Below are 17,919 nucleotides of genomic sequence, written 5' to 3' on the forward strand. Positions count from 1 at the left end.
CTCCTAAGTAAAGCTTGTGTCTCCATCGAGACCGTTTATTCATTATGCGTTCGCGTTTGCTCCAGCGACGATTTCCGAAATTTCTTGCGTAATCGAAGCTTGGCGTGCACGGTTGTAAGCCAATGTGTAGCTGCTGATCATCTTCGTTGCATTCTTCGTTGCGGAGTTCATCGCTGTCATTCTCGCGCCAAACTCACTCGCTTTACCTTCCAGAACAGCACTGTAAATAAGCGTCTCAGCATATTTAGGGAGCAGTACTTCCAGAACGCCTTCCGGTGACGGCTCATACTCATAGCTAGCTGCAGCCACGCCGGATACATCTTCCATAGGAAGCAGACGAATCATGGTTGGAATTTGGGTAATCGCGTTTTGGAACTTGTTGTAAATCAGGAACAGTTGGTCATACGTACCGTTAACGAAATTAGCAACCGCTGCTGTTGCAACAGGCTTAATATCCGAGAATTTAGGCGTGTCCGGAACACCGGTTACTTCTTCAACAATCGGAATATTTCGTTTCGAGAAGAAATTGCTTCCTTTACGTCCGATAACGAAGACGGAGTACTCAGCTGTAGATTTATGATTTTCACGAATTTCAGTCATTGCTTTACGCAACACGTTTGCGTTGTAACCACCAGCGAGACCACGGTCGGAAGTAATGACCAAATAGGCCGTTTTCTTCACTTCACGTGATTGTAGCATCGGGTGCTTCACGCCTTTGGTGCCAGCTGCAATGCTTGCAACCACTTCTTTCAACTTCTCGGAGTACGGACGTGCCGCTTCCGCTGATTGCTGTGCTCTACGTAAGTTAGCTGCTGCAACCATTTCCATTGCTCTCGTGATTTGCTTCGTGCTTTGTGTGGATTTAATTTGGCGCTTAATCTCGCGCATTCCTTTTGCCATACCTGCTCACCTCTCTTTTGAGGCTTAAAAAGCCTTCATTCGAAGACCTGAATTCAGGCGTCCGCCTGCCCAGGATTCACATGGTAGCAAGAGCTTCACTTGACATGAAGCCCTGCCTTCATGATTTATTCAGAAACAGCAAAGCTCTTTTTAAATGTATTGATTGCATCAACTAATGCTTTATCGTTATCCGCAGTAATATCTTTCGTATCACGAATGCTATTCAAAACTTCAGGACGGTTGGATTCCAAGAAAGCCAAGAATTGTGCTTCGAAACGCGTTACGTCTTGAACTGGGATATCATCCACGTGACCTTTGACAACCGTGTAAAGGGAAGCAACTTGCTTCTCCAAAGACATTGGTTGGTGAACGCCTTGTTTCAAGATTTCAAGCGTACGAACCCCACGATCCAAACGAGCTTTAGTCGCTCTATCCAAATCGGATCCGAATGCGGCAAACGCAGCAAGCTCACGATATTGTGCCAAGTCCACACGAAGTGTACCCGCAACTTTTTTCATCGCTTTCGTTTGAGCGGAGCCCCCTACACGGGATACAGAGTTACCAACGTTAACCGCTGGACGCTGACCGGAGTAGAACAAATCGGATTCCAAGAAAATTTGACCATCTGTGATGGAAATTACGTTCGTTGGAATGTAAGCTGAGATGTCGCCTGCTTGTGTCTCGATGAATGGAAGCGCCGTAATGGAACCGCCGCCAAGCTCATCGTTCAATTTCGCAGCACGCTCTAGCAAACGGGAGTGCAAGTAGAATACATCCCCTGGATAAGCTTCACGACCTGGTGGACGACGAAGCAAGAGGGACAACTCACGGTATGCGGCAGCTTGTTTGGACAAGTCATCGTATACGATAAGAACGTGCTCGCCTTTGTACATGAAGTACTCAGCCATAGCACAACCGGAGTATGGAGCTAACCATAGCATCGGTGAAGGCTCGGAAGCGGAAGCTGTTACTACGATTGTGTAGTCAAGCGCACCAGCAGCACGAAGGGTTTCAACAACACCTACAACTGTGGATTGTTTTTGACCAATTGCAACGTAGATACATTTAACGCCATTGCCTTTTTGGTTGATGATTGCGTCGATCGCAATCGCCGTTTTACCTGTTTGACGGTCACCAATGATCAACTCACGTTGACCACGGCCAACTGGTACCATAGCGTCAATCGCTTTAATACCTGTTTGCATTGGTTCATGTACGGATTTACGAGCCATTACGCCTGGAGCCATGTTCTCTACAGGGCGGAATGCTGTTGTGTTGATTGGACCTCTGCCATCGACAGGTTGACCCAAGGAGTTAACTACACGACCTAGAAGTTCTTCACCAACTGGAACCTCCATGATACGGCCTGTACGTTTAACTTGGTCTCCTTCACGAATATCACGGTAAGGTCCAAGAATAACGATACCTACGTTGCTTTCCTCAAGGTTAAAAGCATAGCCTAGTACGCCGCTCGGGAACTCAAGCAGCTCGCCTGCCATAACGTTTTCCAAGCCGTGAGCACGAGCAATACCGTCACCTACTTGAATGACTGTACCTACATCAACTACTTGGATATCGGAATTATAGTTTTCGATCTGTTGTTTAATCAATGAGCTGATTTCTTCAGGTTTGATACTCAACGAACTTCACCCCTATTCTTACAGTGGTTATATTAAACTAACGCTTTGGCCAAACGATCAAGTTTGCCTGCCAAGCTTCCATCATATAAACGATCACCGATACGCACTTGAATGCCGCCGAGCAGCTTAGGCTCAACTACAGACGAAACACGGATCGTTTTACCAGTTACTTTACTGAAATGTGAAGCTATCTCAGCTTGTTGTGCATCCGAAAGTACGTATGCAGAGTATACAGTCGCACTGGCTTGACCAAGCGCTTCATTCGCAACTTTGGCATAATCGTTCGCCAACGCTGAAACAATGGACTGTCTACCTTTATCAATCAAGACAAGCAGCGTGTTCCACACCGGTTCGGAAACTTTGCCTTCGAAAATCTGCTTCAGCAGGTCCGTTTTAGCGGTATTCCCGATGTTCGGATGGTTCAGGAACTTCTGCAAGTCTGCATTATCCCTAATCGCACTAGCTACAGATTTAAGCTCATCTTCAACTTGGGAAATAATATTCTTTTCCTTCGCTACTTCGAATAAAGCTTTGGCATAACGCTTCGCTACGACGATGTCACTCATACGTTGCCTCCTACCTCTTTGAGGTAATGCTCAACAAGTTCTTCTTGTGACTTTTCGTCGATTTGTTTCTCAATAATTTTGGATGCGATCAGAACGGACATCGCGCCAACTTGGCTGCGAAGAGCGGCAACCGCTTTGTTCTTCTCATTTTCGATATCTTTAAGCGCTTCGTCTTTCAGACGGTTTGCTTCTGCACTAGCTGCATGAATAATATCATCAGCTTGCTTGGAGCCTGTGTGCTTCGCTTGCTCAATGATGTCGTAAGCTTCCTTACGAGTTTGTTGCAGCGCTTGCTTTTGTTCCTCCAACAGTTGCTCTGCCTGTTTACGGCTAGTTTCAGCTGTTTGAATTTGGTCTTTCACCAATTGTCTGCGTTTCTCCATCATGCCGAACAGAGGACCGAACGCAAATTTAGAAAGCAACAAATATAATATTAAAAACGCGACAAGTTGTATCCAAAATGTGGACCATTCAATATGCAAGTAACGTCACTCCCTTCTGATAACATGGGCAAAACGAAGGCGTGGTGGCGACTTCGGCCATCAACGCCAAGCGGTTTCTTAAGCTTTTCCCATAAAGATGAACGCAAGAACCAATGCAACGACCGGCATTGCCTCAACTAGACCTACCCCGATAAACATTGTTGTTTGAAGCGTACCACGAAGTTCTGGTTGACGAGAAATACCTTCCAAAGCACGACCTACGATCAAACCGTTACCAATACCTGCACCTAGTGCTCCCAAACCGAATACGATACCTGCTGCTACTAATGCTATTGCTCCCATTGATAAAATCCTCCCTTAAACTCTTAGGTTTTTTGTTGTTTTATAAGTGACTCGAGACTTCCCGAGGTAAGTCTAATACTTAGTGCTTTTCTTCATGAATCAATGTTTGTGAGATATAAACCATGGTCAACATCGTGAATACGAAGGCTTGAATCGCACCTACGAACACACTGAAGCCCTGCCATACGAAGAGAGGCGCAATTCCAAACCAACCTGCTCCAATAATGACAGATATCATGATTTCACCTGCATAAATGTTACCGTAAAGACGGAACGCAAGCGTAAGCGGCTTCGATACAACTTCAATTAAATGAAGGATCAACATTGCCCCTTTGAACTCAAAGTAATGCGCGAAGTAATGCTTCGTGTTACGAGTTATCCCTAAGTAATGACTTAGTACGATAACAACTACTGTTAGTGCTCCTGTAACAGCGATATCAGCTGTCGGTGATTTCCACCAAGATACATGATCTTCCGTCACGATTGAGAAAGGAAGGCCGAGCATGTTGCCGATAAAGATATACATAATGAGCGTAAGACCAAGTGCGATAAATCCTTTGCCATGCTTGGAACCGATCGTGCTTCCAATAATGCCTTCTACGAACTCAATCGTCCATTCCATGAAGTTTTGAAGTTTCGAAGGATTTGTTACGGATGCTCGGCTCGCTCCTGCAATAGCAAGAATTAGCACGATAACTGTGGTAATCCCGATCATCAATAGTGCTGATGCGTCGAAATCAATACCAAACCAATTATATATTGGCGCGTGATGTTCCATATTTTCCATTTTCACCCCTTTCATCCGTTGAAGTTACATCGTGGAATTACTTCTTAGACCTCTTAATAGAAAGAATACCCAGTACGAGTGTTGCCAATTGAGCAAAAAAGTATCCAACAATCGTCGTGGTCAATGCAACATGTTCGGGATACCTGACGGCAATCAAACCGACAAAACCCGCGATTGCTGCCCTTGTCAGAAAGCCAAGGGTTACCTTGCGCCCTGACTGCTCTATCGCAGCTGCTGCCAGCTTGTTAATCTTCCAGGCTAAGAACCTTGCATTGATCATACTCGCACAAGCTCCGAGCATTATCCCCGCAACGTAAACCCGGTAATCGACAAGAAGCGCCCATGCAGCCAAACAAAAGGATAAAAAGAATAGAAATACGTTTTGAACCGTTTTCAGAGTGGCTGAAAAGTCGTCCATCATAGCCCTCCGTACCGCTTAATCATGAAGTAAATGCTCATGATGCCGGTTACAAGCCCAAGTAAAAATCCGACTAGCAACCAGATCTGTCCGCCCAGTGCGCCACTCAACCAATCACCGAAGAAATATCCGGCTGCCAAACATACGACAAGGTCTATGCCAATTGCACTAGTTAACGCTACTGCCCGCCAAGGATTATCATTGGAATTTGGCCGTTTCATTGCACCCTCCTGGGTGTTTTCCACATGGGAAAACGCGTCTCGTAGCTCATCTGCTACGAATCCTCATTCATTGTATCGAAGCCATGCTAAGTTTGTCAATTGACGGAACTTCATTTGTCACATCTCACAAAAGTCCTTAGAGCCTTGCGGCTCTAAGGTTTGCGCTTTTTCAAACCGAACAGTCCAACTGTACGCTGTAGCGTTTGTCATGATTTTGTCACGGTTAGAAAGATTCCGGGCGTTCAGTAGTCCTACCGAAGTGATGAAGAATCGCTTGAACAATGCGTTCTGACGCTTTTCCATCTCCGTAAGGGTTCGCAGCTTGGCTCATTTTATTGTACTGTTCTGGATCTGTCAGGAGCGCGCGCGCACGTGTGTAGACCACCTCTTCGTCCGTCCCAACAAGCTCTAATGTTCCCGCTTGGATGCCTTCTGGACGCTCTGTTGTATCGCGAAGAACAAGAGCTGGAACTCCGAAGGTCGGCGCCTCTTCTTGAAGCCCACCGGAGTCTGTCAGAATCATATACGTATGGGGATAGAAATTATGCAGTTCGAACACATCAAGCGGATCGATCAGCTTAATCCGTGGATGGTTGCCTAGAATTTCATGAGCAGGCTCGAGAACCACCGGGTTCGGATGAACCGGGTAAACAATCGCAATATCCTCAAACTCATCGGCGATACGTTTCACGGCACGGAATATTTGACGATGCGGCTCACCTTGAGCTTCCCGGCGATGTGCTGTCATCAAGATCAACTTGCGGCCCGCCGCCCATTCTAGAATGGGATGCTCGAAATTCTCCTGCACCGTGTACTTAAACACATCGATGGCTGTATTTCCTGTCACATAAATTTGGGACTCTGATTTATTTTCTTTGCGCAGGTTTTCAGCGGATTGCCCAGTTGGCGCAAAATGAAGATCAGCGAGAACGCCCGTTAATTGACGGTTCATTTCCTCCGGATATGGCGACAATTTGTTCCACGTCCGAAGGCCCGCTTCCACGTGTCCTACTTGAATCTGCTGCATGAAGGCTGCATAGCTGGCAAGGAACGTTGTTAGTGTATCCCCATGCACAAGAATCAGATCTGGCTTCGCTTCTTGGAACACAGGCTCCAAGCCTTGCAGCACGCGCATCGTAATCTCATTCAGTGTTTGGCGATCCTTCATAACGTTAAGATCAAAGTTCGGTGTGATTTTGAAAATATCAAGCACTTGGTCCAACATCTGACGATGTTGTGCGGTTACGCATACCAGAGACTCAATCTGCTCAGGATGCTTCTCCAACTCGAGAATGAGCGGAGCCATTTTGATAGCTTCAGGTCTTGTTCCGAAGATCGTAATCACTTTTAAACGTTTCATCGGTTTCTTCTCCCCTTAAAGTTTTCCTTTAGGAAAACTGACTTCGTAAGCATGAGCTAAGCTTTCCTACGGAAAGCTACCTTCGTAAGCATGAGCTTAGTTTTCTTACAGGAAAACTGACTTCGTAAGCCTTACTTTTGTTCAAAAAAATTAATCCGTGCCGTACAAACGATCCCCAGCATCCCCGAGACCTGGCACAATGTAGCCGTGATCATTCAAATGATCATCAACAGCTGCGACGTAAATATCGACGTCAGGATGTTCTTTTTGTACAGAAGCTACGCCCTCAGGTGCTGCAATGAGACACATTAGCTTAATACGTGAGCAGCCCCTGCGTTTCAGCACCTCGATCGCTGCATTGGCAGATCCACCTGTTGCAAGCATAGGATCAATAACGAGCAAGTCCCGCTCCAACACATCGGTTGGCAGCTTCACATAGTACTCAACAGGTTGAAGCGTATCCGGATCGCGATAGAGACCAACATGTCCTACTTTTGCAGCTGGCATCAGCTTTAATACACCGTCAACCATACCTAAACCTGCTCGCAAAATAGGGATCAGCCCTAACATTCTACCCGAGATAACTTGGCAATCTGCTGTTGTAACGGGCGTTTTCACCTGCATTTGCTGTAGTGGCAGATCTCTTGTAATTTCGTAAACCATTAATGTAGCAACTTCATCGACAAGCGCTCTGAAATCCTTCGTTGTCGTGTTCTCATCCCGAATATAAGTAAGCTTATGCTGGATAAGCGGATGATCGCAAATATGTACTCTACCCATATGTTCCTCCTAATTAAGCTTATAGGTCAGGCAAACCTCGTCCATTATATCATATGTTATCCAACTTATCTGCTGTAGAAACGAACAATATGAACTGGTTTCAGACAACCTCCATTTTTCCACGCTCCACGCTAGTGAAGGGAGGGACTGATGTAATTAACTACAAAAACTCCAGCTATTTATCAAGATTCTCGCCTCTTCTGTAAGTTAAATGGAATAATTGTAGTTAATTTCACTTCATTTACCTAATTCACTCAAAATTTCAATTATTAACTACATAAAATCCAGCTATTGCTTAATTTCGTGAAATTTCGGGTGAAATAACTGTATAAAATCCATTTAGTTTGGGGCGAGCAAAGTTGGTGTATGAAGTAGGGGGGGAGTTGAGATAGGGGAGCGTAGCTGGAGCGAGCGGTATCCTACTTAGATAGAGCTTCTATATTTGCAAAAAAACTTCGCCAGCCCGCCACTCTACATCTGAGAATGGGGTAGCGAAGTTTTTCATTATTGCTTAAGTCGTAGCTGTAAGCCCGTCAGCCCGCAGCTGACAAAACAATAGCGATCCGTCCATATTCGATCGGCACCTGCATCAACCCAACCGATTTTATCGGTAAAGCTGGTGGGGCCGACGAAAGTGACTTCACCTTTTAGATGATGAGGTCCAAATGTATTGCGACCACTGGTTAGCAACTCGATTTGAAGCTGCAGCTGCTCGCCTGCTATTTCATCTGTTACATCCTGCTCTTGAGCTCCCCAAAGGATCGTATGGGTGGTTCCACCATTTATTGTGATGTTCATAGCTGGACAGCGCATAGCGTCCCACTGTAAGACAAGCCTGCTGCCCTCGTCCCGCATACGATTCAATACAGACGTGGGTAGGGTAATCGTTTTGGCTGTGGTCACTCGTCCCGAGTAGAACACCAATCCCTGCGTCGTGACATCGGTCAACTGGAGCTGCTTCGGCAATGTGGTCAAAGTGAACGGACCTTCCGTCCACAGTGCCTCACGCTCCGCTTGTTCCCAGCCGACACGCGGTTTCACGGCGAAGGGTCCTAGCACATAAATGCTTTCGACTTCAACATCGAATAAGAGCTTATTGCGAATCGGGGCCAAATTGGCGCCTGCCACGCCGAAAAACCGATAGACATCGTCGTTACAGTAAAAGTCGCCTGAGATGCGAATACGATTACGACCCTCCCGTACGAATTCGCCGATTCTCAGCGTCGGGAAGCTGCGGTCTCCGCCAAACCAGCCGTCAGCATCCTCTTCACGCACAGGCTGTCCATTGATCGCTAGCTCCCAATGCTCAGGGCGCTCAATAGCGAGCTTCCACAGTGAGCGATCTGTATGCCGCATTAACTCAGTATCCGTCTCGAATGTGAACTCGAGCTCAATGTACACGGGTCTCCTCATCGCGATACACTGTTCTTGGATGTTGAGTACGTAAGTCGGGGGTGACCACTCCGCTCCGTCTAAGCGATAGATGGCATAGTCCAGTGTCAGGGCATTAGGTACGGACAACTGGTAGTCCCACGGAGCATCAATGTTCGCTCCAACCACTGAGAATGATTTCTCAATCGGTGAAAGTGCTGCTGCCTGAGGCGGCTGTCCGAATGGGGCTAGTTCCATCTTCGCAGCCTCGCCATCCCAAACGGCGAAGAGCTTCGAATCGCCTGGAGCCAGCTTCACACTCAACGACAACATACGTGCATCAGCTTCGGCCTTTTCCCCGTTTTCCAGATCCATCTCCATCCATACTCGCTGATCAGACGCAGGAATCTTCAATTCGATCGTCTCGGTATCTCCCGTATGCACGGCATACAGCAAAGTCACGCCCGGCAATCGCCTCTCCTGCACATAGAGCTTCCGCAATGCTTCCTGCGATGTGCCCTTCACTGGAAGCCAATCCTGGCGCACTTGCACATGCTCTCGCACGTCCCTTAAATCCGCAACGCGAACCACGTTATCGGTCAAAAACCACGATGTCAATTCTTCACAACGTTCACCATTCAAGTAAGCTGGTGCTTTGCCCACCAAGATGATCTTGCCACCGGCTTCTGCGAATGATTTCAGCAATGCTAAGGTTGAAGCCTCCAGCGTTAGCACATCGCTCACGATCACCGTGTCGTATGCCTGCTCCCCAATTTGCAAAACGCTGCCCAGAACGCTGCCGTAACGCTCCATCAACGCCTCGTCCCCATAATCGAAATCGCGCTGAAGCGCTAATAAGTCATCCGCTAACGCATCCATACGGTCCTGCATGCGTTCCAAAGCACGAACATTCTTCAGCAGCCATGCCGATCGAATCGGATGCAGCACAAGAAGCCCTGGCGTTGCCTTCCCAAGCGTCAACAAATACGTAAGTCTAGCAAAGTAATCATTAAACTGGCTGTACACGTCCCACCATGGTTGCTGAACGTAAAGCGATGGCGGATAATCCCGCTTCCGAACCCCGCGAATCGAATACGATTGCAGATGCGGGCATAGTCGGTTTACGCCTAGGACAAACTGCCACTCCGCGATCCGCTTCATCTCGTGAAAGCTCAAGTTCCAGCCACAGCATCCGAAGGTTTCTGTGATTACGAACGTTTTATCCAACTGCCGCGCTACCGAGGCAGCCTGCTTAGGCAGCAAGACGCTTCGCGGCGTCCGCCCCAGCATATCAATACCCGGCATGTGCATCCGCTCATACAGCGGCATCACTCCGGCCGTGTACTGCATCTGGTCCATGAGGGTGTCTTCCCCCATGAAATGACCTGTCAGCTGCCAGCGATGTGCATCGCACCAGTCAGCTACCAATCGAACTGACGTTCGGAATCGTTCACTTACTAGATGCCAGAACTGATAGCGTGCTCGATAGGCCGCATCTTTCATAGACTCATCCGCTTCTGTTAGCAGCCAACCGATCGCATTCGCAACCGATTCCCCGTAACGCTCCGAGTAGTCCTGATCCAAATCAACGGACCACGGCACGCCTGAGAATTTAAACTCATCGGTAAAAATGCCCGGCATTCCTCTTTCACCGAAGCGGTCCCCCATATGCTGGAAATAAACATCATGACACGCCTGCAGGAAAGCCTCCATGGCTTTTTCAGAGAGAATATCAATATAATAAGGATTCACGCGGCACATTACAGCCACTGCGACATCCCCATCCTCCAGCGCCACAGCCGACTCTTGTACCCGCCATTGCTGCTCGTTCTCTCGACGAACAAGCAGGTACAGGAAATCTTGATCCTGCCTAAGCGCTTCAACCTGTTGCCCTGCATCCACTCTTTCGACTCGGATACCCTCTAGAGACTTCTGTTGATAGGAAGCCCCTAATGCTGGCACAACGCCATTCGCCGTTCCACTAGGCCAACCGTTCTCATCGTAACACCAAGCTTCGAGCCCTTGAACCTTAGCCTCGTCCGCCGATATCTCAACCGCGTCCAGAAACGCCTCACCCATATAGGGTGTAAGCAACCCTTGTCTCGTGTGCATGAAGAAGCCGCCTAACCCGGCCCGCTTCATTTCACCAATTTGCCTGCGAAGCTCCTCGGGTTCCAGCTTATCGTTCCATGACCAGAATGGCGTGCTTCTATAGGTAGCAGGTGGATTATGAAAAATCGATGCTTCGAATTGATCTCGAGCTTCCTTTGGTAACAAAGCAACTCTCTCCTCGTCAATCCCTCCAGTTTGCTGAGACAAACTTCTGTGGAGAGGTCCCGGTTATTTTTTTGAACAAGGTACAAAAATACTTCTCATTATGAACGCCAACAGCCTCTGCCAGCTCTAAATTCGAATAATCACGCTTACGCAACAGCTCGATGGCCCGCTCAATCCTACGCTTGGAGACATAATCAGTGAAATTGATCCCTAATTCTTTCTTGAAGAGCTCACTCACATACGTCGGATTCAAATGAATATGCTCTGCTACAACGCCTAGGGAAATCGATTCCTTCAGGTGATCCTCAACGAAACGCATCGCCTTCACCATTTCGAGGCGCAAACCGCTCCCTTCTGCACGGGCGTGCAGCTTCTCCCACTCCACGCGCAGACGCTCCACCAGTTGATGCAGATGCGTACAGTCCGCAAATGTAACTACATCGGCTGTAACTTCATGATCAGTTGGTATCATTCGCTGGCGAAGGCGTGCGCACCAGCCCTCGATATAACCCAGCAGTTTGCCAGGCATAATCTGATGGTTATGCAAAATATGCAGCAAAGGCGCAAGTGCTTCGCCGCCCGACGACTTCGCACTAGAGCGCTCGAGCGTTTGCTCAAAACGTTCTGTGAGCTCGCGCCAGTCACTTTCGCTATAGCCTAATCTGCGGTTTGGCGTAATAACCGTGCCAAAGCTGGCATAGAAAGTGTCCTCAAGTGCACCTTTGGCTTCCTCGTAGGCCGTCGGTGCGGAACCCCAACCGTTGTACATCCGGCTCACACCCATCGAAACCGAGATCCGCAAGTACGTTTTGATCGCATCACGGATACTTTCCCCAAGCTCGTAACAGTTCCGGTCGAACGACTGTTCGCTGCCTGCCCGAATCGTAGCCAGAGCAACGATGACGCCCTGCTGCAACTCACAAGCGAAACAGCTCCCATTCTCCCGGAGCACTTCCTCGATAATATTTAACATGCCGTACTTGAGCATGTTACGATCCGCTGGTGAATACTCCGAGCAGAATACATCGTAATTATCAAAACGCACAGCAAAGCACCCATACTGCCGCGGCTCAAAGCCTGGCACTAGCTCCGCATTTCTTCTCTCCATAACAGGATCAGATACCTCTCCACGGAGCAATTCTTCCAGTAGATGCTTACGCAGACGATAGGAATTCTCCTTCACAGATCCGCTGAGACTTTGTAGGCGTCGTTCCTTCTCTTCGCGTGCGATCACGTTATCGCGTGCTTTGGACAAGGCGGTGCGTACGTCTTCTTCGCGCAGGGGCACCTTGACCAAATATTCAAACACACCCATGGCAATTGCTTGTTTGGCATAGGCGAAATCCGAGTAGGCGCTTAAAATGATGACTTCCACGCCAGGCAACCGCTCCCGCAGCTGACGAACGAGCTCTATCCCGTCCATGCCAGGCATCACGATATCCGTAATAATGAGATCAGGACGCAGCTCCGTAGCCTTCTCCAGCGCTTCAGCGCCCGAATAAGCACGACCAACAAGCCGGAATGGCATCCGCCGCTCCGCCCACCGCCCGAAGTATGTCTCTAGCCGCTGCACCATCGGCGGCTCATCATCCACAACGAGGCAAGTCACCTCTCTCATTGCGCCTCACCCCTTCCGCGTTCCTCAAGCTGGTTGTGTGCTGTATCATCAGGGAATGTCAGTGTTACACATGTTCCACGACCTGGTTCACTCCTTACACTAAGCCCATAAGGCTCCCCGTAATTCAAACGGATGCGTTGATGGATGTTATACAAGCCTATTCGTTTACGGTGATCAAAATTTCTCCCCACAGGATCCTCTATCAGTAGCTCCGTTGTCTTATCAGGTGTCATACCAATCCCTTGATCCTCAACCTCAACGATGAGATTGCCATCACGACGGATAGCAGACAACCGAATAGCCCCCGACTTACGTCCACCTGCATAGCCATGGAAAATGCTGTTCTCCACAATCGGTTGCAACGCCATTCGTAATACAGGAAGTTCTAAGGTAGCTGGATCAATCTCTTCAATGAGCTCAAATTCACAGTCATAACGGATCTTTTGGATATACAAATAATCCTTCACATTTCGCAGTTCCTGCTCCAAATTGACACGGTCTGAGAACTCTGTAATGCCATACTCCAGAATCGAGATCAGTGCTTCAATGATGTTATCGACCTCATGATATCGCCCAAATGCAACCACATTGGAGATTGAACCTAACGTGTTGTATAGAAAATGCGGATTGATTTGAGACTGCAGCACTTGAATCTCTAACTCTTTCTTCTTGCGCTCACCACGGTTCACATGCTCAATTAAGGTGCGAATCTGACCTAGCATGTCGTCGAATGTTGCTGCCAGTTTGCCGAACTCATCCCGGCGTGCGCTCGATATGCTAACGTTCAAATCTCCGTGACCGACTTGGTTTATTTTGCGAATCAGATAATACACAGGCGTTCGAATCATGCGGGCCACGAAGCCAGCCGTCAACACACTCAGCAAGAAGCCCAGCAACAGCAGGCCTATGAAAAATGTCTCCATCCGCTTAAGAGAGGTTTGCAGCGTCGTTCCGTCATAGAAGGCAAATACAATCCATTTGGTTCGTGGATTAATGCTCTTCATAATGGTCACAGCCGTGCCATTCATATGGTCAGTAAAGACATCATCCTTGGACTCGACAAGCTCCCGACCATCTCGGTCATCAAAGCGTAGACGATGATCGACGATACTGAACAGGCGGCTGCCCGCTGGCTCCAGAATGACACGTCCCTCTTTGTCCATAATGCCTAGCTGCAAATCGTTGCTGCCACCACCAACCTTCTGCAATCGCTCTTGCATCGCAGTTAGATTCAGATCCACAGCCACGGCCATGGGCTCGCCCGCTATGGTAATTGCTTTGGTGAAAGTGACTGTCCAACCGGAGAAGAAATTCTGATACGGCTGACTAACTGTCACGGCCCCGTAGGCGTTACTGTAGGCCATTTTATATATTGGATCACGATCATCTCTAGAATCGTTAATGACCTTGGTTACAGGATTTCCGCCCAGAATGGACAAATCCTTGCGAATCACGTACACGTCTGTCAGCATGATCGCGTTCTCCCGATAGGCATTCTCCAGCGCAGCCTGCGCAGCTGTCAGATCATTACGCCACGAAGCCGCTGAAGTGGAGAGTTGGCCGATCGTATTTTGCACAAGAAGAAAGTACAGATCGATATATTCCTCTTCCTTATGCAGCAACTGTGTCGCTTGGTTGAGCTGACTCGAGGTAATTTCATTTTTAATGTAACGGTAGGATAACCCGCTTAGAATAGCCTCCGAGCTGAGTACGAAGACGAAACAGACCAGAAACAATCGGAATGATATGTTGTGAAACCATTTCTTGATCCAATCTCGCATGTGCGCACCCCTCGTAGCTAGTATAGAAATGTGGAAAAAAGAGGAGACTCCTCCCCTTTTCCCGACCCTTTATTTTATTACACCGTCACCCTGCAACTGCTTCGTATAATTCGCAATCGCATCGTTCAGCTTGAATTTGTCTTGCAGCGTCTTCACGTACGTATCCCAGTTCGTTAAAGGCTCTTTCCCCGTTACGAATTTGAGCATCATTTCATTCGCGTATTTGAGGCGATCTTGCGACATCGGGTCAGCCGGATCGTCAAAAACACGTGGATTGACGTTGTTATCCTTCAAATAACTCGTGTTAATCTTCTGGTTCGCGTTGGTGATATCAGGTTTCTGGAAGTCGAAGTACACGCCGTCCGTCGCTTTACGAACGAAAGCATAGTTATAGCGCCATTCAATTTCCTTCTCGTTATAAGTAGCTCTATCAATTAACTTCGGTGTGCCATTCGTTACCGTAAAGGACTTATCTTTGATACCATAAGCTAGGAACGGATACGCATCTTTATTGGTGTAAAGATATTGAATGAACTGCATCGCACGCTTCGCTTTGCCTGCATCCTTCATCGCTTCCTTGGAAAGTCCAATGAGTGACTGCTGGAATGGCTTTACATCAAGGATTTGATCCCCATATGGTCCCTTTGGAGGCGCGATTTGCTTCCAATCCGGCACGCTTCCTCCGGCATCCTGCATTTTCTTCGCTTCCGCAGGCTCCGAACGGCGCCAGTCTTCGATCATAATACCGACCTTGCCTTGGTACATTTTGTTATCACGTTTGAGTCCGTCATCGATTGTTACCCAGTCCGGATCAACAACCTTCGCATCGATCATTTCTTTAATGAACGTCAGTGCTTCCTTCGTTTTCGCGTCGGTGTTGTAGACAATAACCTTACCGTCTTTCACATCTACAAAGTTAGGCTGTACACCGTACATCCAGAAAATCTGTTGGAAGCCTTGCGCACCACTCGTACTGTATCCAAGTGAGCCGTCTTTCGGCAGCATAGCGACGTAGCCATACGTTTCGTTCTTGCCATTGCCATCTGGATCGTTGAACGTGAACGCTTTCATAACGTTGAGTAACTCTTGTGGATTAGTGGGAACCGACAGGTTCAACTTTTTGAGCCACGTATTGTTGATCCACCAACCATTCACGCCGCCAACGGCTTCGGAAGCCGGTAAACCAATCGTATGACCTTTATATTTCATAGGCTCGAGGCGCGAAGGGTCGAATGCTTTCGGAAGCTCTGGGAACTCCTTCAACAATTCATCGAGATCGGCAAGCAAGCCTTGATCGTAATATTTAATCGCAGAGGCACGGTCAGGAAAAGAGACGATATCCGGAATTTGATTAGACGAGATCAGCAAGTTGAGCTTATCCTTCCAGTTCTCACCGCCCATGATCATATCGAGATCCATATTATTGTCTTTCTCGATCATTTGACGAATCGGATCCTGCTCTTTCGCTGGCATTGGCGTTGTTAACCGATAACCAACTGTATTATAAAAGCTAACTTTATACTTCTTGTCAGCTTCCACCGGCTTAGCCGATTGGTAACTGACGGGACTGAGACGCGCCGTCCATCGTTGCTGCTTCGTATAGGCTTGGATCGATACCTGTGAGCGCTGCCAAATAAATGATGGCTCCCCAGCCGACTGACTGCCAAATGTCTGTCGTTACGATAAGCGTTCGGATCAGACCAGACTCCGTTAAGAAGGATATGCGGTCTAAGTGGAAGGCGGTTAACAATTGGTTAACAAGCCCTGTTCCAGGTGCGAGGAAAGCCACCAGCAAGCCGTAAATAATGACCCATGATAGAAAGTGAGGCAGGTAGGTCAAGGTTTGAATGGTTCTTTTAAACCCTGCCCCAGTAACGGCATTGAGCATTAGCGCCAGAATAATCGGTGCTGGAAATGAAAAAACGAGCTTGTAAAACGAAATCAGAATGGTGTTTCCGATAATTTGTTTGAAGTATACACCATCAAAAAATAGCTGAAAGTTCTGCCAGCCGACCCACGGGCTTTCCCAGAGTCCTTGCAGGACGTTGTAGTTCTTAAATGCAGCGGCGATGTACACCATCGGCACATATTTGAATACCGCAAAGTACAGCAAGCCCGGAATTAACAGGGTATACATGACACCGTATCTTCGCAGTAGATTCATCGTTCGATGCATGAGCTGCCTCTCCTCTCTCTGTTTGTTATACCTTTATTGTAGCGCCGCGGAAGGGGCGATCCTTTTCATATCTTTGGCAGATGGTCTAAAATCTTCGGAAACCTGAAAGCCGTCTCCTACTGGGGAGACGGCTTCATTAAAACTCCTCCTAATGGAATTCGGATGTTATACGATCGGCTTCCMTCCCGTTCAAGTACAGCGCACAGCAGGATGGCAGGCAACCCGCTCTCATCGAACCATAGCTGGGGGCGTTCCAGTCTAAGGACAGATTGTGCAGCCTGATGAGCCCAGGGAATTTGAAGATCAAAAGCCAGTACATGTCGCGATGGCCGCCACACAATGCCGTCTGATGACTCAAATAAGGCCACAGAACCACGTTCAGATTTCGTAAAATAACCTTGAAAGTCCTTCATCAATGCATAGTACGCGTTGCCCTGACACCATACGTAAGGGTCCTCTACCGCCCAATCATTCGTTGGGTTCGTTACTGTTGGCTCCGGCTGCTTGCTGAACGGTCCTAGCGGATGATCAGCAAAAGCTACGCCAGCGTTAACAGCTCCGCCCTTTGGCGGAGGACCCTCGGCCACACCTTTGTACATCATCAAAATCCGACCATCCATAGTCTCACAAACTGTGGGATTGCTCGTCATGAGTCCGTCCCACTCTCCTGGCGAGACATCGAGCACCGGCGACGCCGCACGGATCCATGGACCTGTTGGATGGTCGGCTACCGCAACCCCGATACGTTGATGGTTTCGATACGCCCACCATGTTGCCTCATCGGCAGGTTGGTCGAGATCAAAATCAGGGCCATACGTCCCCATGTAATACAGGTAATAACGGTTACCGTGGTGCAAAATCGCTGGATTGTGTGCCACATCCCGATCCCAGCTCGCTGCGCCATCTCTGAAAGTCCAGATCGTATCCACATGGTGGAACGGGCCCAGCGGATTATCCGCAACCGCATAAGCGATTTCGGAATGCGTGACCCAAGCCTCAAAACCAGCACATTCCGGCCAACGCGAATAAAACAAGTAATACCTTCCCTCCGCATCTCGTGTCATCGATCCACACCAAACATGCCATCCTTCTAACTCGAACTTCGCCCCAGCCGGCACTGGCTGAAGCATCTCCTGAAAATTCATGCACACCTCTCCTAACTTAGCTGTATAAGGGTTTACATTCGTACAAAACCAGTGTAAGGCGTTTGCTGCGCGGAAAGGTTTCATATTTTCGTAA

Annotated in this window: 16 protein-coding genes; all 16 read right to left on the minus strand. The window is 48.2% G+C overall.

Features of this window, described 5'->3' with window-relative positions; genetic code table 11:
• Positions 1 to 42: 42 nt before the first annotated feature.
• The 16 genes from atpG to AC1DLM_RS10095 all read right to left on the minus strand — a co-directional run bounded on the left by atpG (position 43) and on the right by AC1DLM_RS10095 (position 17,825).
• Positions 43 to 900: an ATP synthase F1 subunit gamma gene (gene atpG, locus AC1DLM_RS10020; RefSeq protein ID WP_029195659.1), complete on the minus strand. Its 858-nt coding sequence runs from the start codon at positions 898 to 900 to the stop codon at positions 43 to 45.
• A gap of 125 nt (positions 901 to 1,025) precedes the next feature.
• Positions 1,026 to 2,540 carry a F0F1 ATP synthase subunit alpha gene (gene atpA / locus AC1DLM_RS10025; protein ID WP_056611676.1) on the minus strand — a complete coding sequence of 505 codons (1,515 nt, stop codon included), beginning with the start codon at positions 2,538 to 2,540 and terminating at the stop codon, positions 1,026 to 1,028.
• Between the two features lie 32 nt (positions 2,541 to 2,572).
• The gene (locus AC1DLM_RS10030; RefSeq protein ID WP_056611679.1) at positions 2,573 to 3,106 is read right to left on the minus strand and encodes a F0F1 ATP synthase subunit delta; all 534 of its coding nucleotides are present in this window, start codon (positions 3,104 to 3,106) and stop codon (positions 2,573 to 2,575) included.
• On the minus strand, positions 3,103 to 3,588 hold the full coding sequence (gene atpF, locus AC1DLM_RS10035; protein WP_056611682.1) for a F0F1 ATP synthase subunit B: 486 nt from the start codon (positions 3,586 to 3,588) through the stop codon (positions 3,103 to 3,105). The genes AC1DLM_RS10030 and atpF overlap by 4 nt, the downstream gene beginning before the upstream one ends.
• Positions 3,589 to 3,666: 78 nt before the next feature.
• Entirely contained in the window at positions 3,667 to 3,891 is a 225-nt protein-coding gene (atpE, locus tag AC1DLM_RS10040; protein ID WP_028556930.1) for a F0F1 ATP synthase subunit C, read from the minus strand.
• A 79-nt stretch (positions 3,892 to 3,970) separates the two neighbouring features.
• Positions 3,971 to 4,678: a F0F1 ATP synthase subunit A gene (gene atpB, locus AC1DLM_RS10045; protein ID WP_310501116.1), complete on the minus strand. Its 708-nt coding sequence runs from the start codon at positions 4,676 to 4,678 to the stop codon at positions 3,971 to 3,973.
• A 37-nt stretch (positions 4,679 to 4,715) separates the two neighbouring features.
• Positions 4,716 to 5,099, minus strand: a complete 384-nt coding sequence (locus AC1DLM_RS10050; RefSeq protein ID WP_477569881.1) for an ATP synthase subunit I — start codon at positions 5,097 to 5,099, stop codon at positions 4,716 to 4,718.
• Complete coding sequence (locus AC1DLM_RS10055) at positions 5,096 to 5,317, minus strand: AtpZ/AtpI family protein (protein ID WP_056611689.1); 222 nt, start codon at positions 5,315 to 5,317, stop codon at positions 5,096 to 5,098. The genes AC1DLM_RS10050 and AC1DLM_RS10055 overlap by 4 nt, the downstream gene beginning before the upstream one ends.
• A 223-nt stretch (positions 5,318 to 5,540) precedes the next feature.
• Complete coding sequence (gene wecB, locus AC1DLM_RS10060) at positions 5,541 to 6,677, minus strand: non-hydrolyzing UDP-N-acetylglucosamine 2-epimerase (RefSeq protein ID WP_171633367.1); 1,137 nt, start codon at positions 6,675 to 6,677, stop codon at positions 5,541 to 5,543.
• Positions 6,678 to 6,827: 150 nt separating this feature from the next.
• Positions 6,828 to 7,457: a uracil phosphoribosyltransferase gene (gene upp / locus AC1DLM_RS10065; RefSeq protein WP_477569882.1), complete on the minus strand. Its 630-nt coding sequence runs from the start codon at positions 7,455 to 7,457 to the stop codon at positions 6,828 to 6,830.
• A 504-nt stretch (positions 7,458 to 7,961) separates the two neighbouring features.
• Entirely contained in the window at positions 7,962 to 11,105 is a 3,144-nt protein-coding gene (locus AC1DLM_RS10070) for a glycosyl hydrolase (RefSeq protein ID WP_477569883.1), read from the minus strand.
• 16 nt (positions 11,106 to 11,121) lie between these two features.
• The gene (locus tag AC1DLM_RS10075) at positions 11,122 to 12,723 is read right to left on the minus strand and encodes a response regulator (RefSeq protein WP_477569884.1); all 1,602 of its coding nucleotides are present in this window, start codon (positions 12,721 to 12,723) and stop codon (positions 11,122 to 11,124) included.
• The gene (locus tag AC1DLM_RS10080; RefSeq protein ID WP_477569885.1) at positions 12,720 to 14,504 is read right to left on the minus strand and encodes a cache domain-containing sensor histidine kinase; all 1,785 of its coding nucleotides are present in this window, start codon (positions 14,502 to 14,504) and stop codon (positions 12,720 to 12,722) included. Before AC1DLM_RS10080 ends, AC1DLM_RS10075 begins: the two co-directional genes overlap by 4 nt.
• Before the next feature lie 69 nt (positions 14,505 to 14,573).
• Positions 14,574 to 16,043: a type 2 periplasmic-binding domain-containing protein gene (locus AC1DLM_RS10085; RefSeq protein ID WP_477569886.1), complete on the minus strand. Its 1,470-nt coding sequence runs from the start codon at positions 16,041 to 16,043 to the stop codon at positions 14,574 to 14,576.
• Positions 16,044 to 16,047: 4 nt separating this feature from the next.
• Complete coding sequence (locus AC1DLM_RS10090) at positions 16,048 to 16,680, minus strand: ABC transporter permease subunit (protein WP_477569887.1); 633 nt, start codon at positions 16,678 to 16,680, stop codon at positions 16,048 to 16,050.
• Positions 16,681 to 16,796: 116 nt separating this feature from the next.
• Entirely contained in the window at positions 16,797 to 17,825 is a 1,029-nt protein-coding gene (locus AC1DLM_RS10095) for a glycoside hydrolase family protein (RefSeq protein WP_477569888.1), read from the minus strand.
• Positions 17,826 to 17,919: the final 94 nt, after the last annotated feature.

Source organism: Paenibacillus sp. 01T442, from assembly GCF_056398345.1.

What these genes read in the sequence shown, in the direction of transcription:
- AC1DLM_RS10030 (WP_056611679.1), bottom strand. Translation starts at nt 3,106, where the DNA reads ATGAGTGACATCGTCGTAGCGAAGCGTTATGCCAAAGCTTTATTCGAA.
- atpG (WP_029195659.1), bottom strand. Translation starts at nt 900, where the DNA reads ATGGCAAAAGGAATGCGCGAGATTAAGCGCCAAATTAAATCCACACAA.
- AC1DLM_RS10055 (WP_056611689.1), bottom strand. Translation starts at nt 5,317, where the DNA reads ATGAAACGGCCAAATTCCAATGATAATCCTTGGCGGGCAGTAGCGTTA.
- atpE (WP_028556930.1), bottom strand. Translation starts at nt 3,891, where the DNA reads ATGGGAGCAATAGCATTAGTAGCAGCAGGTATCGTATTCGGTTTGGGA.
- AC1DLM_RS10090 (WP_477569887.1), bottom strand. Translation starts at nt 16,680, where the DNA reads ATGCATCGAACGATGAATCTACTGCGAAGATACGGTGTCATGTATACC.
- atpB (WP_310501116.1), bottom strand. Translation starts at nt 4,678, where the DNA reads ATGGAAAATATGGAACATCACGCGCCAATATATAATTGGTTTGGTATT.
- AC1DLM_RS10080 (WP_477569885.1), bottom strand. Translation starts at nt 14,504, where the DNA reads ATGCGAGATTGGATCAAGAAATGGTTTCACAACATATCATTCCGATTG.
- upp (WP_477569882.1), bottom strand. Translation starts at nt 7,457, where the DNA reads ATGGGTAGAGTACATATTTGCGATCATCCGCTTATCCAGCATAAGCTT.
- wecB (WP_171633367.1), bottom strand. Translation starts at nt 6,677, where the DNA reads ATGAAACGTTTAAAAGTGATTACGATCTTCGGAACAAGACCTGAAGCT.
- AC1DLM_RS10075 (WP_477569884.1), bottom strand. Translation starts at nt 12,723, where the DNA reads ATGAGAGAGGTGACTTGCCTCGTTGTGGATGATGAGCCGCCGATGGTG.
- AC1DLM_RS10050 (WP_477569881.1), bottom strand. Translation starts at nt 5,099, where the DNA reads ATGATGGACGACTTTTCAGCCACTCTGAAAACGGTTCAAAACGTATTT.